18 protein-coding genes and 2 pseudogenes are annotated in these 25,818 nt (G+C 36.5%); 18 read left to right on the forward strand and 2 right to left on the reverse strand.

Annotation, left to right across the window (positions count from 1 at the left end; translation table 11 throughout):
* The first annotated feature begins 130 nt into the window (after positions 1–130).
* From hsdR to AADV52_RS01370, 8 genes and pseudogenes are all read left to right on the forward strand, one after another.
* Complete coding sequence (hsdR, locus tag AADV52_RS01335) at positions 131–3,343, forward strand: type I restriction-modification system endonuclease (protein WP_014918518.1); 3,213 nt, start codon at positions 131–133, stop codon at positions 3,341–3,343.
* A gap of 20 nt (positions 3,344–3,363) precedes the next feature.
* Positions 3,364–4,818, forward strand: a pseudogene (locus tag AADV52_RS01340) (N-6 DNA methylase).
* Positions 4,805–6,187 carry a restriction endonuclease subunit S gene (locus tag AADV52_RS01345; protein WP_107805700.1) on the forward strand — a complete coding sequence of 461 codons (1,383 nt, stop codon included), beginning with the start codon at positions 4,805–4,807 and terminating at the stop codon, positions 6,185–6,187. Before AADV52_RS01340 ends, AADV52_RS01345 begins: the two are co-directional and overlap by 14 nt.
* Positions 6,180–6,947, forward strand: coding sequence for a hypothetical protein (locus AADV52_RS01350; RefSeq protein WP_014918521.1), 768 nt, complete (start codon positions 6,180–6,182; stop codon positions 6,945–6,947). Before AADV52_RS01345 ends, AADV52_RS01350 begins: the two co-directional genes overlap by 8 nt.
* 120 nt (positions 6,948–7,067) lie before the next feature.
* Positions 7,068–8,246: an IS256 family transposase gene (locus AADV52_RS01355; protein WP_126096171.1), complete on the forward strand. Its 1,179-nt coding sequence runs from the start codon at positions 7,068–7,070 to the stop codon at positions 8,244–8,246.
* 302 nt (positions 8,247–8,548) lie between these two features.
* A complete protein-coding gene (locus AADV52_RS01360) occupies positions 8,549–9,490 on the forward strand; it encodes a restriction endonuclease (RefSeq protein ID WP_014918523.1) in 942 nt (313 codons plus the stop codon).
* Positions 9,491–9,928: 438 nt separating this feature from the next.
* Positions 9,929–11,110: an SLAP domain-containing protein gene (locus AADV52_RS01365; protein ID WP_014918524.1), complete on the forward strand. Its 1,182-nt coding sequence runs from the start codon at positions 9,929–9,931 to the stop codon at positions 11,108–11,110.
* A gap of 297 nt (positions 11,111–11,407) precedes the next feature.
* The gene (locus tag AADV52_RS01370; RefSeq protein WP_107775409.1) at positions 11,408–12,610 is read left to right on the forward strand and encodes an IS110 family transposase; all 1,203 of its coding nucleotides are present in this window, start codon (positions 11,408–11,410) and stop codon (positions 12,608–12,610) included.
* 139 nt (positions 12,611–12,749) lie between these two features.
* Here the strand turns inward: AADV52_RS01370 and AADV52_RS01375 are convergent.
* A pseudogene (locus AADV52_RS01375) lies at positions 12,750–12,914 on the reverse strand (transposase); the annotation flags it as partial.
* 25 nt (positions 12,915–12,939) lie between these two features.
* On the opposite strand from AADV52_RS01375, the gene AADV52_RS01380 reads away from it, so the two are divergent.
* From AADV52_RS01380 to AADV52_RS01425, 10 genes are all read left to right on the forward strand, one after another.
* Positions 12,940–13,389 carry a site-specific DNA-methyltransferase gene (locus tag AADV52_RS01380; RefSeq protein ID WP_014918525.1) on the forward strand — a complete coding sequence of 150 codons (450 nt, stop codon included), beginning with the start codon at positions 12,940–12,942 and terminating at the stop codon, positions 13,387–13,389.
* A gap of 226 nt (positions 13,390–13,615) precedes the next feature.
* Complete coding sequence (locus AADV52_RS01385; protein ID WP_014918526.1) at positions 13,616–13,924, forward strand: hypothetical protein; 309 nt, start codon at positions 13,616–13,618, stop codon at positions 13,922–13,924.
* Between the two features lie 186 nt (positions 13,925–14,110).
* Positions 14,111–19,447, forward strand: a complete 5,337-nt coding sequence (locus AADV52_RS01390) for a mucin-binding protein (protein ID WP_126096172.1) — start codon at positions 14,111–14,113, stop codon at positions 19,445–19,447.
* A gap of 189 nt (positions 19,448–19,636) precedes the next feature.
* A complete protein-coding gene (locus AADV52_RS01395; RefSeq protein WP_107775358.1) occupies positions 19,637–21,382 on the forward strand; it encodes an IS1182 family transposase in 1,746 nt (581 codons plus the stop codon).
* A gap of 64 nt (positions 21,383–21,446) precedes the next feature.
* On the forward strand, positions 21,447–21,623 hold the full coding sequence (locus tag AADV52_RS01400) for a hypothetical protein (RefSeq protein WP_003633334.1): 177 nt from the start codon (positions 21,447–21,449) through the stop codon (positions 21,621–21,623).
* Positions 21,620–21,886 carry an IS66 family insertion sequence element accessory protein TnpB gene (tnpB, locus tag AADV52_RS01405; RefSeq protein ID WP_014918529.1) on the forward strand — a complete coding sequence of 89 codons (267 nt, stop codon included), beginning with the start codon at positions 21,620–21,622 and terminating at the stop codon, positions 21,884–21,886. Before AADV52_RS01400 ends, tnpB begins: the two co-directional genes overlap by 4 nt.
* 18 nt (positions 21,887–21,904) lie before the next feature.
* Positions 21,905–22,252, forward strand: a complete 348-nt coding sequence (locus AADV52_RS01410) for an SLAP domain-containing protein (RefSeq protein ID WP_003627890.1) — start codon at positions 21,905–21,907, stop codon at positions 22,250–22,252.
* Between the two features lie 39 nt (positions 22,253–22,291).
* Entirely contained in the window at positions 22,292–22,825 is a 534-nt protein-coding gene (locus AADV52_RS01415; RefSeq protein ID WP_041808687.1) for a hypothetical protein, read from the forward strand.
* Positions 22,826–23,149: 324 nt separating this feature from the next.
* On the forward strand, positions 23,150–24,895 hold the full coding sequence (locus tag AADV52_RS01420) for an oligopeptide ABC transporter substrate-binding protein (RefSeq protein WP_014918530.1): 1,746 nt from the start codon (positions 23,150–23,152) through the stop codon (positions 24,893–24,895).
* A gap of 98 nt (positions 24,896–24,993) precedes the next feature.
* A complete protein-coding gene (locus AADV52_RS01425) occupies positions 24,994–25,161 on the forward strand; it encodes a hypothetical protein (protein WP_003627887.1) in 168 nt (55 codons plus the stop codon).
* A 387-nt stretch (positions 25,162–25,548) separates the two neighbouring features.
* On the opposite strand, the gene AADV52_RS01430 is transcribed toward AADV52_RS01425, so the two are convergent.
* Entirely contained in the window at positions 25,549–25,782 is a 234-nt protein-coding gene (locus tag AADV52_RS01430) for a hypothetical protein (RefSeq protein ID WP_014918531.1), read from the reverse strand.
* Between the last annotated feature and the right edge of the window lie 36 nt (positions 25,783–25,818).

The following is a 25,818-nucleotide window of genomic DNA, read 5'->3' on the forward strand; positions in this document are numbered from 1 at the left end:
AGATAATTGAAAACTTGATGTCAGTTTGGCATCAAGTTTTTTGTTATGGTGCTTTTGAACTTGCTCTTAATAATTAATTCAGAGTAAAATGAACATATATGTATGCATTTTTAACGTAAGGATAATTGGAATGTCTAATTTTAATACTTCAGATAAAAATTATCATGAATATGCTAAATTGGCTTCTAGTGCTGAGAGTTTGATTTTTTCAGATCCAAGAAGCAGTTTAACTGTTTTTGGTACTTTTGGTGAACAATTAACAAGAGAAATTATGCATTTAGATGGTTTAGGCGATTGGGAGTTGAACCAAAAAGCACGAATCGATAAGATGCGTTACTCCGGAAATGGCTATCCTGATGCAGTTTTATTAGCATTAGATGAGATCAGACGTAAGCGGAATGGAGCTACTCATGATAATCAATTTATCGCAACCAAAGGTGAAGCTTTAAAAATTGATCAAAAGGCTTATTTAGTTTGGAAATGGTTCTTAGAAAGTTTTTATTTAAATGATGTTCCTGAATATGTTACACCAGTTGATCAAAGAAATATATTAAAGAGTCAAGCAGATAAGATTAAAGCTTTAGAAGAAAAAATTAAGCAGCTGCAAGAAAACCGGCCACAAATTACTATTTCAGAGGAAGAAAGAACAAGAAGACGCAAGGTAAATGTTCAATTTGCTAAAAAGCATCCGTTAAATGAGGAAGAAACTAGACAATTAATTGATAGCCAATTACGTAATGCAGGTTGGGAAGCAGATACACCAAGACTAAATAATTGGAAGCATCAAACTGAACCACAAAAGGGTCATAGTATGGCGATTGCAGAATGGGTATTTCCTAATGGTCAAAGAGCTGACTATGCACTTTTTAAGGGGTTAGATTTTTATGGCATTGTTGAAGCAAAGAGATGGGATCAAGATATTGCAGGACAAATGGCCCAGCCTAAAGAATATGCTAAGGAAGTTCCATTTAGATCAGATTACCATTTAATAGGGCAAGAGATGGGTGATTACAAGGTTCCTTTTATTTATGCTGCAAATGGTCGTCCATATTTAGAACAATATAAGGAAAAATCAGGTATTTGGTTCTGGGATGCACGTAATCCAAAAGAAAATGCATATGCTTTGGAAGAATTTCATACTCCGGAGGATTTGGCATTAAAGTTAACTGCTAAGAATAAGGATGAAGCAAATAAAGATTTAGCAGATGATGAAGATTATCCGCAATTTGCAGCTCGTCCATATCAACTTGATGCGATTCAGTCTTTAGAAAATGCAATTAAAGATGGAAAAAAACGTATCTTGCTTGCGATGGCTACAGGTACTGGTAAAACTAGAACCGCTATTTCGTTAATGTATCGTTTGCTAAAGCATAAAAGAGCTAGAAGAATCCTTTATTTAGTTGATCGAAATTCACTCGGTTGCCAAACTGCTAATGCAATTAAAGATAATAAGATAGGTACAATGTCGATTTCTTCTATTTATGGATTAAAAGAATTATCTGATAAAGTGCCTGATGCTTCTACTAAGATTCAAATTGCGACTGTTCAGGGAATGATTAAAAGATTATTCTTTAATGATGATAATTCTGAAAAGCCTTCAGTTGGTCAATATGATTTCATTATTGTTGATGAAGCTCACCGCGGTTATGCAGAAGATAGAGGGCTAAGCGATCAAGAATATGAAAATTATGATCAAGAAGAATATGTTAGTCAGTACCGTCGAGTAGTTGATTATTTTGACGCTACTGCAATCGGAATGACTGCTACACCAGCATTACAGACAACTGAAATCTTTGGTAATCCAGTATATTCTTATAGCTATCAACAAGCTGTCCTTGATGGCTACTTGGTTGACCATGATGCACCAGTTATTATTCAAACTAAATTAGCTAAAGAAGGAATTCATTTTAAAAAAGGTGCAGAAGTTGATGTCTTTAATCAGGATGAAAAGACCATCGATAAAGAAAAATTGCCAGATAATATGAATTTCGATATCAAAGACTTTAATCATAGAGTAATTACGCCTAGTTTTAACAAGGTAGTTTGTGATGAACTAGTTAGAAATTATCTAGATCCTACGGATAGGGATGGAGGTAAAACTCTTATTTTTGCGGCAACAGATGAACATGCTGATATGGTGGTTGATTTGTTGAAGAAGGCCTTTAAAGATGATGGCCGTCTAGTGGATGATGATGCGATTGAAAAAATCACGGGTTCTATTCGTCATCCTAACCAAGAAATTAGAAACTTTAAAAATGAAGATTATCCTAATATTGTTGTCACAGTTGATCTTTTGACTACTGGTGTTGATGTACCTGCAATTACTAATATTGTCTTCTTAAGAAGGGTACAGTCTAGAATTCTGTATGAACAGATGCTAGGACGTGCAACTAGATTGTGTCCAGAGATCCATAAGGATAAATTTAGAATTTTTGATGCAGTTGGTATTTATGATGCAATGAACAAGGTAACTAATATGAAGCCAGTCGTTCAAAATCCTGGCCATAATGTAAATTATTTCTTGCATCATAAGGAAGACTATTTTGAAATTGCTGAAGATAGTCATCAGTATCAGGTTGACATGGCCGGTGCTGTTGAACGAAAAGTTAAACGTCTTGATGATAAAGGACGAAATAAGTTTAAACGTTTAGCTGAAATATCATCGATTGATGAATGGGCCGGTAAATTAAGCAAGATGAGTAAAGCCGACTTTATGAAGCAATGGCCGAAGTTTGAACAACTTGATCAGGTGCATCCAGCGAAAAAGCAGTTTATCTATAATGAGCAGGATGAAGTTATTGGAACTGCACGAGGTTATGGTCAAGGTAACAACAAGCCGGAAGATTATATTGATAGTTTTAATAAGTTCATTAAAGAAAATGTAAATGTTATTCCTGCTTTGCAAATCGTGGCTACTAAACCGAAGGATTTAACTTTTGATGAGTTGAAAGATATCAAGTTAAAGTTGGAGCAGAATGGATTTAAGGAAAATGATCTGCAATCTGCTTGGAAAACAACTAAACATGAGCAGACAACAGCAGATATTATCAGCTTTATTAGGCAAGCCGCATCAGGATCGAAACTGGTTGACCATGATGTGAGAATTCATAATGCGATGCAGAAGGTTTATGGCATGGCGGACTGGAACATCATGCAGAAGAAATGGTTGAAGAGAATTGAAAATCAATTGCTTTCTTCTACTGTATTAGGTCCAGATGCTGAGCATGCTTTTGATGATAACTTTTACTTCAAGCGTCAGGGTGGATATAAGCAAATTAAGAAGATTTTTCCTAAATATGCTGATCAGATTATTTATGTATTGAATGAAAATTTATATGTTTAAGGAGTTTTTTGTAAGTGAGTATGACCAATCAAGAAATAGTTCAAAAACTTTGGAATGAATGTAATGTATTACGCGACGATGGTGTAAGTTATCAAGACTACATTACGGAATTGACTTATATCTTGTTCTTGAAGATGAGTAAGGAACAAGACGAAGAAAAAGATATTCCTGAAAAATATCGTTGGGATAACCTAATTAATAAGGAAGGATTAGAATTAAAGAATTTCTATCGTCAACTGCTTCTTGATTTAGGTAATCCAGAAGTAGTTAAGAGTGAGCGCATTAATGCAATCTATGCTAATGCTTCTACTGCGATTGATGAACCAGCTAACCTCGAAAAGATCATCAAAGATATTAATGATCTTGATTGGTGGTCAGCTCGTGAAGAAGGCCTTGGTGATCTTTATGAAGGCTTGATGGAGAAAAATGCCAACGAAGTTAAATCAGGTGCAGGTCAATACTTTACTCCTCGTGTCTTGATCAACATGATGGTTAAGATGACAGAGCCTAAGATCGGTGATCGTTGTAATGACCCAGCAGCTGGTACTTTTGGTTTTATGGTGGCTGCTGATGAATATTTAAAGGATCAAACTGATGATTATTCTGAATTATCAGAAGAGAAATATGATTTCCAAGTTAAGGAAGCTTTTTCTGGAATGGAATTGGTTCCTAATACCCACCGTTTGGCTATTATGAATGAGTACTTACATGGTATGGATGGTTGACTTGAACAAGGTGATTCACTTTCAGCTAATGGTAAGTGGATGAAGAACTTCGATGTTGTCTTAACCAACCCACCATTTGGTACTAAAAAGGGTGGCGAACGTGTTACTCGTGATGACTTAACATACGAGACTTCCAACAAGCAACTTAACTTCTTGCAAATTATCTATAACTCATTGAAGAGGGATGGTAAGGCTAGAGCTGCTGTAGTTGTTCCTGATAATGTCTTGTTTGCGGATGGCGTTGGTGAAGAAATCAGAAAAGATTTACTTAACAAGTGCAATTTGCATACTATCTTGAGATTGCCTACTGGTATTTTCTATGCTCAAGGCGTACAGACTAATGTCTTGTTCTTCACTCGCGGAGAAGAAGATAAGGACAATACTAAGGAAACTTGGATTTATGATATGCGCCATCAGATGCGGTCATTTGGTAAGCGTAATCCGTTGAATGATAAAGACTTTGCGGAATTTGAAAAGTTGTTCTGCGTTGATGATCGTTCTAAGCGTAAAGAAACTTGGGATAAAGAAAAGAATCCGAATGGTCGCTGGCGCAAGTTCACGATTGATGAAATTAAGAAGCGTCCGAATACTAGCTTAGATATTTCATGGATGAGTGATGAAGAAGAACATGAAACTAAGTCATTGAAGGAAATTCTTAGTGATATGAATGAAAAGTCTAAGGCAATTAGTGAAGCAATTGCAGAGTTGAATAAGGCATTAGAAGGAATTGACGATAGTGAAGACGAATAGTTTAGATTTTGATGCTCAAGCTTTGAGAGAGAAGATCTTGGATTTAGCCATGCGGGGAAAATTGGTGCCGCAAGATCCAAATGATGAACCAGCGAGTGTGTTGTTGGAGAAAGATAATTTAAAGAATAGCGATGAAAAACCACATGATATTCCAGCGTCATGGAAATGGATTATATTAGGCTCAGGTGTAAATTTTTATAATGGAAGAGCATATAAAAAGAATGAATTATTGAATGATGATAAATTTACACCAGTTCTAAGGGTAGGTAATCTTTTTACTAATTCTTCTTGGTATTATTCAGATCTTAAGTTAGATCCAAATAAATATATTGATAATGGTGATTTAATTTATGCATGGTCTGCTTCCTTTGGCCCTAAAATTTGGAATGGTGGTCGTGTAATTTTTCATTATCACATTTGGAAATTAAAGTATGATAATACTGCTATTGATAAAAACTTCTTATACTATTTTTTATTAGATAAACGTAATGTGGTTGGTGAAACTGACTTGCATGGTTCCACAATGAAGCATATTACTAAAACAAATATGGAACATTTACCATTCCCTTTGCCACCTCTTTCAGAGCAAAGTCGAATCGCTGCTAAAATAGCGCAGCTATTCGCTTTGCTTCGCAAAGTCGAAACATCTACACAACAATACGCGAAACTTCAGACTTTGCTGAAGTCTAAGGTGCTGGATTTGGCGATGCGAGGAAAATTGGTTAAGCAAGATCCAAATGATGAACCGGCTAGTGTGCTATTGAAGAAGATTAAGGCGGAGAAGCAAGAGCTGATCAAGGAAAAAAAGATCAAGAAGACGAAGCCGTTGCCACCAATCACGGATGATGAAAAGCCATTCGATATTCCTGATAGTTGGGAATGGGTTAGATTGGGGGATGTGAGCTTAATAACGACCGGTAATACTCCATCAAAAAATAATTTAATATTTTATGGAGGGAATCTTTCCTTTATTAAGCCAGCTGATATTCAAAATATGGCAATTAATTATGATACAGATGAATTTCTTTCAAAAGAAGGAGAAGAAAAGGGAAGAATTGCACATAAAGGAGATATATTAATTACTTGTATTGGTAATTTGGGTCGAAATAACGTTCTTAATAAAAAAGCTGCATATAATCAACAGATAAACAATATTTCTCCATTAATTTTAAATAGTGAGATTCTTCATTTCTTTATGTTAAGTAACTTTTTTATATCTTCTATGTATAGGCTAGCATCTGCTACTACACTTCCAATTCTGAATAAAAGTAAATTAGCAAGTATGTTTGTACCTCTTCCACCATTAAATGAACAGCAGCGAATAATAAAGCAAATATTGAAAATATTAAGAGGCATTTCTAATGATTAAATGGATAATAAGTAATTTTACATTAGTAATTAAATGGGTAATAGATAATAAATTATCTTTGATAGCATTGTTAGTATCTATTTGGACTGCATATAAAAGTAGAACCTTTTTTAAAGTTAAATGGGGTAATAATTGTGAAATTACAATGAATAATTCTGTTGTTGCAATGAAAAAAGACGGTACGCCAGAAATAAGTTATACTGATACTTTTTTAACATATTTGACAGTGGTGAATCCATCACCAAATGATTTAGCATATTATGATTTAAAAGTTTATGATGCGGATAATGGAAACCCACTTGAAATAATATATGCGATTTACTTTTATTTAAATGATGATCATACTTATTTCGTACATTATTTGAATCCCTTAAATAGTAATCTTTTAGAACTACCAGAGAAGAATCATGGAGTTTTTAAGGCCAATTCGTATACTCGATTTAATTTACCAATAGTTGTTACGGATGAATATGAATATAAAGACTTAAAACATATAAAAATTGAATTTAAAGTTGCAAAAAATTCATTTCGAAAAATTAAAATTTATTCTAAAACTTATGATGTAACAGGTTGGCAGCGTAAGCCGTATAGATTAGGATATGGGCAAGATATTAAAATCAATATTTTAACAAAAAGAATAGTTTCGTTAGAGGTAAAAGATCATATTGTAGATAATGAAGCACTTTTTAAAAATTTGAATAAAATCCATAAAGTTTTACAAGAAATAAATACACAAGAATCTTCAAGATCGAGACTGTAAAATAGTTTGTGTAAGGATGAATGATTCCTTAAATTAATTTCTTAAAATATTAGAAAAAGGAGTTCCTTTCTCGTATGATTGGTTTGAACAAAAAACACATACAGAAAGAAGAACTCCTTCATGAATGATTTTACCAAAAATATTGCTCAAGCTCTATTCAATCAAGACAAAATTAATGATTTATTGCGTAAAGAATTACAACAAGCAGTTAATGACTTGTTAGAAGCTGAACTGACTGCGTTTTTAGGCTATGATCCTTATGCCAGAGCTGGCTGGAATACCGGCAATTCTAGGAACGGTGCCTACTTTCGCAAGGTGGATACGCAGTTTGGCGAAATTGAAATCCAGGTGCCACGAGACCGCAACGGCCTGTTTCATCAGCACACGCTGCCTGACTACAAGCAGCACTCCGATGTCTTGGAAAGTATGATTATCAAGCTATATTCCAAAGGCGTAACTACCAGAGAGATAGCTGATTTGATTGAAAAAATGTATGGCAGCCATTACAGCCCCGCTCAAGTATCCAATATTTCTAAGCAGATGATCCCCAAGGTAGAGGCCTATCACAAGCGTAAGCTTAGCGATAAGTTCTTCTGCGTTTATCTAGACGCTACCTACGTTCCTCTGCGCCGAGAAACTTTTGAACGTGAAGCTGTCTATATTGCCATTGGCATCAAACCTAATGGCCAAAAGGAAGTTATCGACTACTGCATTGCGCCCAATGAAAACATTGAAGTCTGGACGGAGCTGCTCCAAAGCATGAAGTCTCGCGGCTTAGAGCAAGTAGAGCTTTTTCTTTCAGATGGCGTTGTGGGCATGAGGACAGCACTGGCAAAGACCTATCCTCAAGCTCATTTCCAGCGTTGCTTGGTTCATGTCATGCGTAATATCTGCGCTAAAGTACGCGTGGAGGATCGCGGGGCAATTATGAACGAATTCAAGCAGATTCACCAGCAAGCCAATAAAGCAGCTGCTGTTGATGTATTGCATGCCTTCTATGCCAAATGGGACAAGAGTTATAATCATGTCATAAGAAACCTGAAAGACATCGAGCCGGACCTGCTGGTCTTCTATAATTATCCTAAGCAGATCAGAGCTTCAATTTACTCTACCAACATGATTGAATCTTTTAACAGCGTCATTAAGCGCAAGGCTAAGCCCAAAGCAGAGTTTCCGACTGAACAGTCGCTTGATACTTTCATTGGCATCCAAGTAATGAGTTACAATGACCGCTACTTCAACCGAATTCACAAAGGCTTTGGTCAGGTTCAGGACACCTTAGAATCTTACTTTGATTAAATAAAGAATAAAAAATCAATCTATGAGAAAGATCTATTTACACAAAAGATTTGACAGTCTCTCAAGATCTATTTCTCTAATAACTTTGAGGGAAATTAGTGATGTTTTTAGATTTATTATAGATAAAGAAATAAAGCATGATTTAAATTTGGTGAATCAATTAAAGGCTATTCGAAACGAATTGAAAAAGAATGATATAGTTAATGACAAAAATAGTGATCAATTTTTTAAAAGAATTGATCACGATATAAGCCTAATTTATAAAATCTGGTATTAAGCTCTTTAATATTTGGAAAATAACAATGATAGATTACAAAACTTTAAAACACAGCGAAAACGGAATGCCAACGTGGGATGCATTTTTAGGTCCTATGTTAAAAATAGCTACTACCAAAGACGAATGGATTGGTCGTGAACTTGATGAAGCGGTTGTAAAGGAAATTAACTTGCCTGAAGAGCTAGCAAATTTAAGATATGCATCTAAGTATCATGATTTAGTAGCAATTAATCGAGCAGGTTGGGCTCTTAGTGATTTAAAACTAGCTGGATTACTCGTTTCATCTAGAAGAAGTATTTATAAAATAAGTGATAGTGGTAAAAAGATTTTAAACAAGTACGGCCTCAACATCACCCGTGAACTAGTACATTCTCAGCCAGCCTATATTGAACACCAGCGAAAGCTGCAAGAGAAAAACAATACTGACGAAGATATTTCAGAAGATCAAACTTTTGAAATTACAGAGAAGCAAATCTCTAATTGGTTTGATAAACAAGCTAGTGATTTAACTGAGCAACTATTGGCTAAATTACGCAGTACAGATCCATACAAATTTGAACACATGATGGTACAACTCTTGAATCAGATGGGCTACAAAGGAACCGACGGTCAGTCATTGGTAACGCAAAAGTCTAATGATGGTGGAATCGATGGCATTATTAATCAAGATCCATTAGGATTGCAGACTATTTATGTTCAAGTTAAGCGGTATGCAGAAAATAATGTAATTGGTAGTCCAGAAATCGACAGCTTTTCTGGTGCATTAAGACGTAAGCTAGCAGATCGTGGTGTGTTTATCACTACTTCTTCATTTACTAGTGGTGCAAAGGAAGCAGCCAAGCAATTGAATATCGCTCTTGTTGACGGCGAGATGTTAACCAATTTGATGGTGCAATACAAGGTTGGTGTTCAGGTTCAACAGACTTATGAACTATATGATATTGATGATGATTTCTTTGAAGAGTGATTATATCGATGAGATACAATAAGAAATTTTTGAAAGAGTCGAAAATAAATAATAAGTTTCATTGATAAGCATATTAACAAGAAAATCAAACAAAATTCAAAGCTCGAAAAAGAGTTTGAGCAAATAGATCATGATTTAAAAGCTGCTGTAATGACAGAAAACTTAAATACAAAGTAGGTAGAAGGTTCAAATATGGAAAAATCAGATGAATTATTAAACATCGGTGCAGAAGTCTATCGAAGTGGGGATTATCAAAAAGCACAGAAATATAGAGTATTATTCATACTGCGATCGGTTTGAAAATAAGTTCATGTGGCAATCTACTCCTAAAAGAATTGAAAAGTTGCGTAATGAAATTTTAGAAAATTTGCAATCTTACTAGAATTTTTACTTAATTATGTTCAAAATAGTGACAGAATAATATAAGGGAGGTTTATTATGAAATTAAAAAGAATCGCATTGAGTATTGTGGCAGGAGCTGCGCTTATGGTCCCTGCAGCTTTAACAGGACAAAGCCAAAACTCTAGAATAGTTCAAGCAAGTACTTTAAAAAATAAGATTACGTTCGTTAAAAGCTATTCTCAACCAATGTTATACAATAAAAACGGTAAAAGCATAGCTAATAAAAATAACATTAACTTTAACAAGCCAATTCGTTTTTATGGTCAACCAACTATAATTCAAGGACCAAAAGTTAATGCCTTTATTAATCTTAATGGGATGCCACAAAGTATTATTAAAGGCAAGACTTATGCTGATTTAGGCGATGGTGGTTACGTTGATATGAAAGCAGTTGGTAGATATAACTGGAATAATAATGAAATTGGCTTGATTAAAAACGCATATGTTTACAACAGTAAAGGTCAACGGCTATCAACTTATCGTGGTCGCAAAGCTTATTTAACTAAAGGCAGCAAAATTAAATATGTTGGTAAGAGCTGGGTTACTTACCCTGATTCATATTTCAATTTAGGTAGCGGAATTTATGTTAAGTCAAATAACGTTAATACCATGAATGGTAAAGGCGTTTTGAAATTAAATACCAATACCGCTATTTATAATAAGAAAAGTCAACGTATTAGCTTTAATGGTCAGCGCGTATTGCCTAAATATTCAATTGTAAATTACGCAGGCAAGCGTCGCGCCAAGACTAAGTCTGATGATTACTACTACACAAATTTGAGTGGTAGTAAGTCATATGCAGTTAAGAATTATAAGATTAAGGGCCAAGATTACTACTATATCGGTAAGGGTGCTTATATCAAGGCGATAAACGTTGGACGCATTAACGGTAATCCTGTATTTCGTGATGGTGGTGCAACTACAATTGTTCCCCAAATGGACTTGTTTATCTATAATTCAAAATTAAAAAAGACAAAACAATCTGTTAAGAAGGGACAAAAGATTAGAGCATTAGATCCAGTTATCCTTGGTAGTGGTGATATTGCACAACTTTTCTACAGAATCAAGGGAACATCTAACTATGTTTCTTGGGGTGATTACAGTGAGTACGGCTTTGAAGACGACGCTTATGTAGGCAACTTTAACTTCCGTGTTAGATTGAATCCTATTAAGACTATTGAAACTGCTGCAACACGTGCTGCTGAAGAATCAGATTAATTATTAGTAAGGACACTATTCAATTTGGATAGCGTTTTTTGTTGGCTCTTTGTCAAACACCCTAAAGTATAAAGGTAGATAGAAACATGACGATGTTTTTATCTACCTTTTTTCTTATACTTAGATTGAGGTTGAGGTCGACAACAGAATGGAATATTGAATTCGACTGTCAAACGGGCCCATAAATATTTATTTTCAATCGAACTAGATTAAGGGTGTGGATCTCAGAGATCGTGTAATCAAGAAATGGAGCTGAAAATGAATATTTGCCTCAATCGATTAAAATGGGGTGATTAGGTGAATATTATTGGTATTGATGTTAGTCAAGGTGAAAGTCATGCAACTTTGATAACAGAAGAAGCGGAAAAAGTAGCTTTTAAGTTTAAGCATAATAAGAGCGGCTTTCAAATATTAAGTTCGTATATTAAATTCAATACGATAATAATATTTGAAACTACAGGTGTTTACTCAGCTCAACTTACTACTTATCTGAAAAGAAAAAAGGTTAAGTTTTATGAACTAAATCCTTTAGAAGCAAAATTAAGGATTGCTTCATTGAGAAGAAATAAAACTGACAAAAATGATTCGTTTAAGTTAGCTTTATTGGGTAAAACACAGTTGGCAGAAATAAAGAATCATTGTAATAAACAATCTTCTTCACCGTATGAATCTTTACGAATTTTATCTTTGAGATATAAGCAATTAATTAAATGTAGAACCAGAATACTTAATTTTCTTCGCTCTAGTTTAGAGCTTACTTTTCCAGAGTTAAATCAAATTTTCAAAAATGCTTATGCGGTTTTAGCTCTTCAAATATTTAGAATGTATTGTCATCCTGATTTTTTAGTGGGGTTAACTCTTAAAGAAATGACTGATAGAGTTTATAAATCTGTAAGCAGACGAATACACAAAAATGTAATTCAAAATTATTGTGCTCAAGTTTGGTTGGCAGCTAAAGACTCTTATCCTGCCGTTCCAGCAGACTCTTTAGAGATTGAAATTATTTCAGAATACTGTGACGAAATAGAAAGTTACAATAAAAAAATAGCCTATCTTCAGAGCAAATTAATTAAGACAGCTGTTTCTTTGAATAATTTTAAAGTTATTTCCAGTATTCCAGGAGCCGGTCAATTAAACAGTGCGCTGTTACTTGGATTTACTGGTGATCTTGCCCGCTTTGATAATTATAAGCAACTCAATGCTTTCCTAGGACTAGATCTAAACAGATATCAGTCTGGTAAATACGGTAAGGGTGATACTATTAACCGTAGAGGCAGTAGTCAAGGCAGAGCTGTTGAAACAGATATGATTCGAAGTATGTTAAGAAATCAGGGTAAAATTAAAAATCATTTAATCGATTACTATTACAAATTAAAAAAGCCACCTTTTAACAAGCATGACAAGGTAGCTTTAATAGCATGTGCTAATCATTTGAATCGTACTATTATAAATTTGGTTCACACGCATCAACTTTATAATTATTCTAAGGCAATACATTAATAAATGCTTAGCACGTAATAAGTTAAAAACTGCCAAAAGACTAGACTTTTGGGGTTATGTTTAGTATACTCTTTTTTTCTATGTAGTAATGCTTGACATTCTATAAGAAATCCTGTTGATAGAGAGTAAATGAATAGAATCAGGCAGTCATTAAAAGGCTGTTTGGTTCTTTTTCTTTGTACAGATCTTCTTCCAAACGAATTCTGGTTAAGAGATTGGTAAAATTGGAATAGCCAAAAGCTGTTCGTTCGATTTGTTTGATTTTGCGATTGAAGCCTTCAAGACAGCCGTTAGAATAAGGCAGAAGGTTTGCAGCTGATCGTCATCCTATGCAATATAAAGCTGTTCCAGTTACTGAAAATATTATGGTATATAGGAAGAAATCAGATCATTTAATAGATTGGTTCATTAAGAAAAATCCACACCAAAAAGATGTTGAAGCATCAAGAATAGAAGATCCGTATGAAGTTACTAATATATGGCGTATAAATCCTGCGAAGGACAGAAGGCACCCGGCCGTTTTTCCAAAAGAATTAGCCGAAAGAGTGATAAAATATTATTCTTTTAAGAATGATTATGTGTTAGATCCTTTTGGCGGACTAGCTACAACAGCAAAGGCGGCTATTGATTTAAATAGGCATTTTATTTCTATTGAGTTAGAAAAGAAATATTTCGATGATAGTCTTAAAGATTTAAATAAAGACTATGGTATGTATTTAAATTCTGGGAAAGTAGAAGTAATCTTAGATTATTATCAAGGGGATGCTGAAAAAAGATAATGAGGATTAATTTTGAAATTGAACCGCAAAGCCAATTAAGACCTAAATTTTCGTCTCACCCATTTCCTTATGAAGCACGAAAAATATAAATTTACACGATTATTAATCAAAAGTAATCACTCCGAAGACTACCAAAACAAGTAGGAAATGACGGAGCCCAGTCTTTTACTATCAGGCCCGAAAGAAAAATAGGATTAATAGAAAAACAACAGAAAGAAGATAAACAATGGCAAAAATACATTATGAAGTAGAACGCACAGGTCAAATGGATTTCTTTGATAATTATGGTATTGATTATCAAAATGACAATTCCATTTTAGTTGATGATACTGATGGCATTTATCAAGGCAAGACCAATGAAAAATTCAAATATTTAATGGATTGCTTAAATGATTGCTTATCAAAGAAAGATTTGGGTGCATTCTATACACCAGAAGCGTACGCTGAAAAAACCGGTGAGCTTGTGATGGATGCCGTTAAACGCGTACCTAAAGATATTATTCTTGACCGTTGCGCAGGCAGTGGCAAGATTTAAATGTATTGAAGGCAGCACGTATTGAAGGCAGCACGATTTAGTCATAAAATAAGAGGTATAGTTGATTTGTAGCTTATCTAAGCGAATCTACCCTAAATTTAGACAGAAAACTTAAACAGGTTGCTAACATAACTACAAAATTTGCAAACTTTTGTAGAACTGTTAGAAAGGAAACATTTATAAAACATGAAAATTAGAACAATTGCTCATAAACGCTTAGTTGTTGGAGAAAAAAAGCAAAGATTTGGCTTCCGTAAGACGATTTTAGGTCTCTGCGGGGCAATCTTGGGCAGTACCTTATTGATGGCGGATGTTGCTAATAACGCTCACACGGTACATGCCGCTGAATTTGATCTAGACCAAACAAAATCTGTACAAAAGGGCAATAATACTGCTAACGGCTTAAACGGTAAAGTTGGCCAGCCTTTAGCTAAGAAAGAGGTGCCGCAGCTTAATTCATCTTTAAAGCAAGATGAAAAAGCTGGTGCTGATAAGAATCAAGGCGCTGATAAAGGCGCAACTGGTACTGGTGCAGATAAATCAGGCAGTCAATTAGGTTCTCAAACTGGCGCGCAAGGTGCTGGCAAAGGCACGCAAGGTACAGGCACAGGCGCGGATAAAGGTGCGCAAGGCGACAAGTCAGCAGATGTTGCTGGCAAGTACGTACCAAACCAAAATCATTACTCTAAGGATACTCATAGTGAAGTAACTGGTAAGACCGATTCAACTAGTCCAAGTAGCAGCAGTGCAGTAAAGACTGAAACGACCAGTGTAAGTAAGGCTTTGCCGACTGATAAAGAAGCTCTAACACATGTTACTAAGGATAATTTTCTTGCTTACTTTTCATTAAACGGATCAGCCACTTATGATCAAAATACTGGTATTGTGACTATTACACCAGATGAATATAATAAAGTTGGAAATTTCTCTCTCAAGAGTAAAATTGATATGAATACTAGTTTTACTTTAACTGGTCAGGTTAATTTAGGATCCAATAGTCCTTATGGAGCTGACGGTATTGGCGTTGCTTTTCATAACGGTAATACCACAGATATTGGTAATGCTGGTGGCAACTTGGGTATTGGTGGCTTGCAAAATGCTCTGGGATTTAAGCTTGATACATGGACAAATACTTATAAAGCTCCACTGTCTGATAAAGATGGTAGCCAAATCGATCCAACTGACTCTAATGGTTTTGGTTGGAATGGGGATTCTATGAATGCTCCATATGGCACATTTGTTAAGACTGAAAATGATGAAGTTCCTACTGATAAGGATAAAACAAAAACAGTTCAAAGATGGTGGGCTAAAGATGTTCCTGGAACTTCCCAAGCGTTAAGTAAGTCTGACGTAAACGGCCAATTTCATGATTTTACAGTTGATTATGATGGAGATACAAGAACATTAACAATCAAGTATACCCCAACAGACGGTAAGGTATTAACTTGGACTACGACTGTCCCGAATTCTGATCAAGAAATGGCAATGATTGTCAGTGCATCAACTGGTGGTGCTAAGAATTTACAGCAATTTAAAATAATTAGTTTTGGTTTTAAGCGAGCAGCGACAGTTAATGTTAAGTATGTTGATACAAAAGGTAAACAAATTGCTCAAGGTGATGTTACTTATCCAAATGGTGCTAAGGTTAATGGTACTTATACTACAGGACAATTAGAAATTCCCGGTTATACGTTTGTAAGAATGGATGATGGTACTGCCACTGGAGCAAAAAGTTTGCCAGCGACGGGTTCTCTAACAAAAGCTGGAGATAATGGGACGGTTATTTATGTCTATGCACCAAATGCTGAGAAAGCAAATGTAACTTACATTGATGACACAACTGGCAAGACGTTAAGCACCAAGGACTTGACTGGCAATTATGGTTCAACAGATCCATATCGAACAAATGATACGATTGCGGGATATGAAAATGCAGGTTATAAGTTAGTTTCTGATAATTACCCAACAAGCGGTGTGACGTATAAAGAAGACGGCACGGTTCAAAGTTTCCAGGTACACTTGACACATAGTACAACGCCAGTTGGACCAAATAACCCAGAAAAACCGGGAGAGCCAATTAATCCAGACAATCCAAATGGACCAAAATGGCCAGATGGCACTGATAAGAATTCATTGACTCAAACAATTACCAGAACAGTTAACTACTATGACAAGCAAACAAAAGCGGTAGTTGCCAAACAAGTTACGGAACAAGTCACCTATAACCGGACGGCGATAGTTGACAAAGTAACGGGTCAGATTATTGGCTATTCAACGACTGGTGGTAACACAGTTGACCAAACTGATGGCAGCAAAGCATGGATCGCTAAGGACAGTGATACGAACTGGGCAGCAGTAACTTCACCAGATTTAAGTAGTGAAGGCTATACAGCTCCAGATAAGGCAGTGGTTGCCCAAACAACGGTTAACCCAGGCGATGAAAATGCATCAGTGGATGTTTACTACAACCACGTTGTAGTACCAGTAAATCCAAGCAATCCTGAGACACCGGGAGAACCAATTAATCCAGACAATCCAAATGGACCAAAATGGCCAGATGGTACTGATAAGAATTCATTAACCAAGACGGTTAATCAAACAATTCATTATCAATATGTTGGTGGCCAAACAGCAGCACCGGATAAAACAGACTCGACAACTTTTGACCATCAGGTCGAAGTTGACAAAGTAACTGGAAAGATTGTTAAAGATGATGGCTGGTCCGCCGAGAATGATAAGACTAGTTTTGATGCCAAGGTTTCACCAGTGATTGCAGGTTATACAGCCAGTCAAGCAAGCAGTACAGCAGTAACAGGTTTGACACAAGATAGTCAAGACAATGTGCAGACCATTGTTTATGCGCCAAATGCCGAGACAGCGAATGTAACTTACATTGATGACACAACTGGCAAGACGTTAAGCACCAAGGACTTGACTGGCAATTATGGTTCAACAGATCCATATCGAACAAATGATACGATTGCGGGATATGAAAATGCAGGTTATAAGTTAGTTTCTGATAATTACCCAACAAGCGGTGTGACGTATAAAGAAGACGGCACGGTTCAAAGTTTCCAGGTACACTTGACACATAGTACAACGCCAGTTGGACCAAATAACCCAGAAAAACCGGGAGAGCCAATTAATCCAGACAATCCAAATGGACCAAAATGGCCAGATGGCACTGATAAGAATTCATTGACTCAAACAATTACCAGAACAGTTAACTACTATGACAAGCAAACAAAAGCGGTAGTTGCCAAACAAGTTACGGAACAAGTCACCTATAACCGGACGGCGATAGTTGACAAAGTAACGGGTCAGATTATTGGCTATTCAACGACTGGTGGTAACACAGTTGACCAAACTGATGGCAGCAAAGCATGGATCGCTAAGGACAGTGATACGAACTGGGCAGCAGTAACTTCACCAGATTTAAGTAGTGAAGGCTATACAGCTCCAGATAAGGCAGTGGTTGCCCAAACAACGGTTAACCCAGGCGATGAAAATGCATCAGTGGATGTTTACTACAACCACGTTGTAGTACCAGTAAATCCAAGCAATCCTGAGACACCGGGAGAACCAATTAATCCAGACAATCCAAATGGACCAAAATGGCCAGATGGTACTGATAAGAATTCATTAACCAAGACGGTTAATCAAACAATTCATTATCAATATGTTGGTGGCCAAACAGCAGCACCGGATAAAACAGACTCGACAACTTTTGACCATCAGGTCGAAGTTGACAAAGTAACTGGAAAGATTGTTAAAGATGATGGCTGGTCCGCCGAGAATGATAAGACTAGTTTTGATGCCAAGGTTTCACCAGTGATTGCAGGTTATACAGCCAGTCAAGCAAGCAGTACAGCAGTAACAGGTTTGACACAAGATAGTCAAGACAATGTGCAGACCATTGTTTATGCGCCAAATGCCGAGACAGCGAATGTAACTTACATTGATGACACAACTGGCAAGACGTTAAGCACCAAGGACTTGACTGGCAATTATGGTTCAACAGATCCATATCGAACAAATGATACGATTGCGGGATATGAAAATGCAGGTTATAAGTTAGTTTCTGATAATTACCCAACAAGCGGTGTGACGTATAAAGAAGACGGCACGGTTCAAAGTTTCCAGGTACACTTGACACATAGTACAACGCCAGTTGGACCAAATAACCCAGAAAAACCGGGAGAGCCAATTAATCCAGACAATCCAAATGGACCAAAATGGCCAGATGGCACTGATAAGAATTCATTGACTCAAACAATTACCAGAACAGTTAACTACTATGACAAGCAAACAAAAGCGGTAGTTGCCAAACAAGTTACGGAACAAGTCACCTATAACCGGACGGCGATAGTTGACAAAGTAACGGGTCAGATTATTGGCTATTCAACGACTGGTGGTAACACAGTTGACCAAACTGATGGCAGCAAAGCATGGATCGCTAAGGACAGTGATACGAACTGGGCAGCAGTAACTTCACCAGATTTAAGTAGTGAAGGCTATACAGCTCCAGATAAGGCAGTGGTTGCCCAAACAACGGTTAACCCAGGCGATGAAAATGCATCAGTGGATGTTTACTACAACCACGTTGTAGTACCAGTAAATCCAAGCAATCCTGAGACACCGGGAGAACCAATTAATCCAGACAATCCAAATGGACCAAAATGGCCAGATGGTACTGATAAGAATTCATTAACCAAGACGGTTAATCAAACAATTCATTATCAATATGTTGGTGGCCAAACAGCAGCACCGGATAAAACAGACTCGACAACTTTTGACCATCAGGTCGAAGTTGACAAAGTAACTGGAAAGATTGTTAAAGATGATGGCTGGTCCGCCGAAAATGGCAAGACGAGTTTTGATAGTAAGAATTCACCGGTAATTCCAGGCTATACTGCAAGTAAACCAGCCAGCGATTCAGTTGATGGCTTAACGCAGGATAGTAAGGATAATGTTCAGACCATTGTTTACGCCAAGAATCCAGTTGCTGGCGGTAACGTCACAGCCAAGTATGTTGATGAAAACGGCAATCCAATTGCTGATGACGTTATTGCTTCTGGTAATGTAGGCGATCCATATTCAACGACCCAAAAGGATGTGCCAGGCTACACCTTCAAAGAAGTCCAAGGGAACCCTACGGGGAGCTTTACGGATCAGGATCAGACTGTTACCTATGTTTACACGAAGAACCCCGAAACAGATAACAATGGCGGCACTGAGCCCCATCAACCGGGGAAGCCAGGTAATGGTACGGACACAGGAAATCCCAGTTCTAACCAACCAGGGAATCCTTCCCAGCCAAGTAACGCTACTAACAATGGAGTAATCAATACGTCGACTAATACAGGATCTAAAGTTAACAACGGTGCTGTTAATTCACCAGAATTACCTCAAACTGGTGAAAACAATAGTCAAAGTCAAACAATGTCATTTATTGGTATTTTGTTGGCAATGTTTGGAAGTTTACTCGGTTTTCTTGGTATCAAGAAACGTCGTAATGATTAACCATTAAATAAATATATCTGTAGCGAATATAGATTATTTAAAGAGGGTGTCTGGGAAATAACTAATTCTCGGACATGAAAAAAGAACGATGATTTCCTATCGGATTTCATCGTTCTTTTTCTATACTTTAAGTGCCTTCCTTGATATTATTGAATCACCACAAAACAAAAATGAAAGAAGGCAATCTCAATGTATCAAAATTATACCACAGGCCAAACTGCTTTAACACTTAATCTGGACTTTACTATCCCTAACAATCATTTAGCCAACACAATCAGCTGCTTCGTTGATTCTATTCCGGAAGATGTTTTGCTGGGTGATACCGCTAAAACTGGACGGCCTGCTTATCATCCAGCTATGATGCTTAAGATTTTGCTTTTTGCATATTCCAGAAGAGTATTTTCAGGCAGAAAGATTGAATTAATGCTGGAAGAAAACCTGCCTATGATGGTATTGGCAGAGCACCAAAAGATTTCATATCATACCATCAATAACTTTAGGTCTAGTGATCACGCCAATGAACTGGTTAAGAAAAGCTTCCTCTACTTTACCAATTTGTTAGAAGCAGAAGGCCTAATCAATGAGGGCGCCATCTTTATTGATGGTACCAAGATTGAAGCTGACGCTAATCGCTATACTTTTGTTTGGCGCAAGGCAGCTGAAAAGTTCCATGAAAAGCTCAAAGGCCAAGCAGTTGAACTTTATGATGAACTGATTGCCAAAGAAGTAGTCAAAGCAATGGCTCAAGAAAAGGTACAAACCAGTCAAGGCTTAGAAGAACTAGCGCAAGAAACAGAAGATGAGATTGAAAAGCTGACTAAAGAAATTGAGCAAGAACCTAAGGCAATTCCTGGCGGCTCGCTTAGAAAAGCAAGAAGACGTAGTCTTAAAAAGCTGCTTCATAGGCTAAAAAAAGACTATGTTCCTCGCATGAAGAAATATGAAGAAGCAGAAGAAATCTTTGCTGGACGCAACAGCTATTCCAAGACTGATCATGATGCGACTTTTATGCATATGAAGGAAGACCATATGAAGAATGGTCAGCTGAAGCCAGGCTACAATATTCAAGCCGCTACAACGGATCAATATGTAGTCGGCTTTGCCTTGTACCCTAACCCAACTGACTTTAAGACATTAGAACCATTTTTAAAGCAGATGCCAATATTAGATAAGTTCGATAAGATTGTCGCCGATGCTGGTTATGGCAGCGATTACAACTATTCTATGCTAGAGAAAGAATATCCAGACAAGAAGTACTATATTCCCTACACTATGTATGAAAAGGAAAAGACCAGAAAATATCGCAACGATCCGACTAAGCTGGCTAACTGGTTCTATGATGAAAAAGATGATTACTATCTTGATCAAAATGGTGTCAGGTTCAACTTTAAGTATTATAGTCAGCGTAAAGACCGCTCGACTGGTCAGGTTCGTGATTTTAAGGTCTATGAAGCAGATGAATTCCAACTAACGCCAGAATTAGAACGCCTAGCCAAAACCAAAAGTGGTCGTCAACGCCAAGTACGCTATAATCCTAACTGGCAGTATTTAAAGGAAAAAGCCAAAGAAGTTCTTCAGAGTCCTGAAGGCAGGCACATCTACAGCATGAGAAAGTATGATGTGGAGCCAATTTTTGGACATTTGAAGAACGTTTTTGGCATGCGTCGAACTCATTTAAGAGGCAAAAAGAAGGTTGAAACTGATGTTGGCATAGCCTTCATGATGATGAATTTAAGCAAATATTGGAACAGAAGATGGTCAAAAGACCAATTTTCTTTGTTCAAAAATAAAAATAGAGAGAAAAAACGACCAATCAAACTCAAATTAAGAGTTGAATTGATCGTTTTTCAGTATCTAAGGGTTGGTTATTTCCCAGACACCTTTATTTGGCTCTACGTCGGCAAGAATGTCAATAGGGTAAGCGTCCAAAACTGAAGTATCTTTTTTGGCTCCTAATTTTCGGCTATCCTTGTTTCATAAACTTAAGGAGGCAACGAATATGCTTGAAAAACAACAGTCAATCGTGGCTCTGGATCATCCGAAAAGACCAAAAAAGGCACGTCCGCCACGCAACAATTTGATGCTTAGTCTGAAAAAGAATGACCTTGAACTGAATTTTTATAGCTCTTTGGATCCTGATGGCCTAAACAAAATCTTGAGCAAGGTCCTATCATGATTAACCTTTATGACTTGGGGCAGGTCTACATTGTTTGTGGTCGAACAGATATGAGACGCGGAATCGATGGCCTGGCTGCCATAGTTAAAGATGAATTTGATTTGGATCCTTTTTCTGGCCGAGTCTTTATCTTCTGTGGTGGCAAGGCAACTGTAACTCGTAATCAAAAGATTAAATATGCTGGCAAATTGACAGAAACTTCACGTGAACTTTACTATTACGTTGGCAGCGGTGCTTATGTTAAGGCAAAAGATGTAAGCTAAGTTGCCGGTAAAAATGTAATGTTCTTGAAAACCAACACTTATGTCTACAACAAGAAGTGTCAACGTATCAAGAAACAAGGTACTTTAAGACAAGGTACTTTAGTGACATACAGTGGTAGTGTCAAAGCTGCTAGTTCATCAGATGATTTCTTCTTCTACCCAAGTGAATCTTCTAATAAAGATCCACAAGCTTTGAAACAATACAAGATTAAAGGGAAAGTTTACTACGCTTTAGGTGGCGGTCGCTACGTTAAGGCAGTGAATGTAAGTAAAATCAATGGTCAATATGTCTTCACAAAGCAACCAACTTATGTAATTCCCCGTGCTGATATGTATGTTTTGAACAAAGATTTAAAGGAAACTTAAGTTGTTCATGCTGGTAGCAAAGTCAAGATTGATCAGGTTTTGATCGATACTGACTACACTGACCCACAATTGTATGTCAGAATAGCTGGCACCAAGGATCAATTCTTGTACTGGACTGATGCAGGTGATTATCCAGATGAAGATGAGGGTAATTTTAGCTTTAGATTCTTCATGGATGATAATCATAATTTTGCGGAATCAACTCAATCGTTGGTTACTTTTAAACAAGGCCTAGAAAAGACTACACCACTTTACAATGATCAAGGTCAGTTAGTTGATTTAGGTGGCAAATATTTGGAAAAGGCAGCTCGTGGCAACTTTTTGCCTGAGAACAATTATCAGGTTGATTATGCTCGTTACATTTGGGTACCTAGTGAAAAGAAAGCAGAACTTTTCTATCACTTAATTGGTACTACTTTTTCAATGCGTGATCCACATAGTAAATATCAATACACTTGGGTTAAGCAAAATGTTGGTAGTGTTTATGTAAAGGCGAGTGATGTTATTTTCAAAGGTTTGAAAGTTAAGACTCAAAATACTGCAGAAGAGGCTACCAAGTTAGCTGAAAAGTAGAAAAATATTGAAGCGCTGTCGTTTGACGGTGCTTTTTATGTCGATAAAAAATTCTAAAATATTTATTGACAACAGCTAAAAGAAAGATTAATATAACATTAAATTCATTTAAGAAAGGAGTCACATATCATGTTAGAATCACAAAGCGCATTAACAGTAGAATTACGACGCCGCCACCAAAATGATGGTTTATTTGTGATCCTAAATTATGGTGTGTGGCGATCCTAATCTCAGATAATTGATTTACTAATTATTCTATGAAGGTTCACATTCCTTAATTGGGATGTGGGCCTTTTTTTATTTTTTTAGAAAAGAGAAATGACTATGAAAGCTATTAAATTTATCAGTACTACCGGTTTACTTATTGGTGCAGCTTTAAGTTTAGCTGCATGTGGTCAAAATAATAAGAATGCAGCCAAGACTGCGAAGAAGTTCCCTGAACAAACCCCACAAAAGACAGCAAAACAGGGTGGAACTTTAACCTATGCTATTGAAACTGATACTCCTTTTAAAGGAATTTTTGATAGTCAGTTATCAGTTGATCAAGTGGATTCAGACGTAATGCAATTTGGTAATGAGGCTTTGTTCGATACTGATAATCAATATAAGATAACTAATAAAGGCCCAGCTACTTTTAAATTAGACAAGAAAGCCAAGACAGTAACAATTACTGTTAAGAAAGGAGTTAAGTGGTCCGATGGTAAGCAAGTTATTGCTAAGGATTTGGAATATCCATATGAAATGACTACCAACAAAGCTACCAACAGTCTGCTGTACTCAGATTCTCTAGCTAATATTGTGGGAATGAAAGCCTATCACAATGGCAAAGCGAAAACTATTTCAGGCATAACTTATCCTGATGGTGAAAATGGCAGAACTATCGTCATTCACTTTTTAGCAATGAAGCCAGGGATGTTGCAATCTGGTAATGATTATTTCATTGAAACAGCAGCTCCATACCATCATTTAAAGGATGTACCTTTTAGTAAATTAGTTTCATCAGATCAAATCAGAAAGGATCCATTATTCTTTGGTCCATATAAAGTTAGCAAAGTTGTCAGAGGTCAGTCAGTAACTTGGGTTCCTAATAAATATTATTGGAGAGGTAAACCAAAGTTGAATAAGATTGTGGCGCAAGTTGTTTCAACTAAGACAGCTAGCCAAGCGATTAAGAGTCACAAGTTTGATATTGCAGATGTAGTTAACTCTGATTGGCAAGCCGTTAAAACTGCCAAAGATGTTAAATTTATTGAGAAGATTCCTCTTGCATATAGTTACTTAGGCTTCAAAGTCGGGAAGTGGGAGAATGGCAAGAATGTCATGGATAAGAATGCCAAGATGAACAATAAATCTTTGCGTCAGGCAATTGCCTATGCCATGAATATTAATCAAGTTGAAAAGAGATACACGCAAGGTTTGACTTTCAGAGTGCCAACTTTGATTCCTGCTCAATTTGGCGATTACTTCGATAAAAATGCAAAAGGCTTTCCATACAATTTAAAGAAAGCCAACCAATTATTGGATAAAGCTGGCTACAAGAAGAAAGGCAAATGGAGGGTTCAACCTAATGGCAAGCCTTTGAGTATTCACTTGGCCGCAATGACAGGTTCCGCAGTGCAAGAGCCGATTATTCAGAATTATATTCAACAGTGGCATAAAATCGGCTTGCATGTCAGCTTAACTGGTGGCAGATTAATTGAGTTCAATTCCTTCTACGACAAACTGGACCACGATGATAAAAATGTTGATATGTTTATGGCAGCTTGGTCATTGTCATCAGAGCCTTCACCAAGAGGGATATACAGCGAAACTAACCCAATGAATGACTCTAGATTTGCTACTAAGGAAAACAATAAATTATTAAATGAGATTGATTCAACTAAGGCATTCAATCACAAGTACCGGGTAGCAGCTTTTCATAGGTGGCAACAATATATGAACGATGAAGCTTATATTGTGCCAATGACTAATTCATATTCAATTCAGGCAGTCAATAATAAGATTGTAAACTACTCATTAAAACCAGCAGCTGCAAATAGTGTTTGGTACAAGGTTGGCTATGCTAAATAAATTGTGAATAGAAAAAGATTGCTCTAATCACTAGATCCATACATATGTTCGCATTATAATTTAACTTGCAATGACTTTTAAGGGTAGGTTTAGTGATTATGAAGAAAGAAATAATTGATGTTGAAAATAAAGATGTAAGAAAGAAATTACGTAGAAAGTATTTAGTGAGCCTTTTTGGGGATGCGTTGGGTTTAATTAGTGTTATCTTCTTAGCCCATGCACGAGCTCAAAATAATCTCTCACTCATGATTTGGACGTGTATTTAAATACACTAGCTTTAATTTTCATAATTACTGGCAACTTCTTCATAGCTTCAAAAGAGTATAAACAAATTAGACGTCTATCGGCACAAGAACTTAAAGAAATAAGTGAAGAATTAGATAAATTTCCTGATCCTTTTGATAGTCGAGGATTAACAATTGTTTCGACTTTATTTTTATTAGTCTGGCTGTTGTGCTATTGTTTGGCTTAGTTAAGTTATCACAGTATGGTCTGATTGAGTTTATCTGTTTCATCTATGCGATTTGCTTTGTAGTCGATTTAAGAAACGTTGTTAAGTATTCGATTTAAATTATTTTAATTATGCAACAGGTACTAGTCGAATAGAATAAAAGTAAAATGATCCACTACCAATTAAAGTAATGGATCATTTTTTAACTTGCAATTAAAATCCTCCCAAGAGGGCTGCTAGTGTACCAATTCTGCGGTTGCATAGCTGCTAAACTAGCGACAATAATAAAAATTCCACCAATGGAAATTGATAGGGCAAAAAGGTAATTAAACATAATGAACGGAGAACTCCCATTAATAGCTTGACGTAAAATGTGAATAGCAAATGCTACTACAATCATCCCTACTAAGATGCCAATTTGATAATAAACATACATCTGTTTTCTCCTCGCCTCTTTTTTAAATCTGTTAAA

The organism is Lactobacillus helveticus, from assembly GCF_046109915.1.
Taxonomy (GTDB): Bacteria; Bacillota; Bacilli; order Lactobacillales; family Lactobacillaceae; genus Lactobacillus; species Lactobacillus helveticus.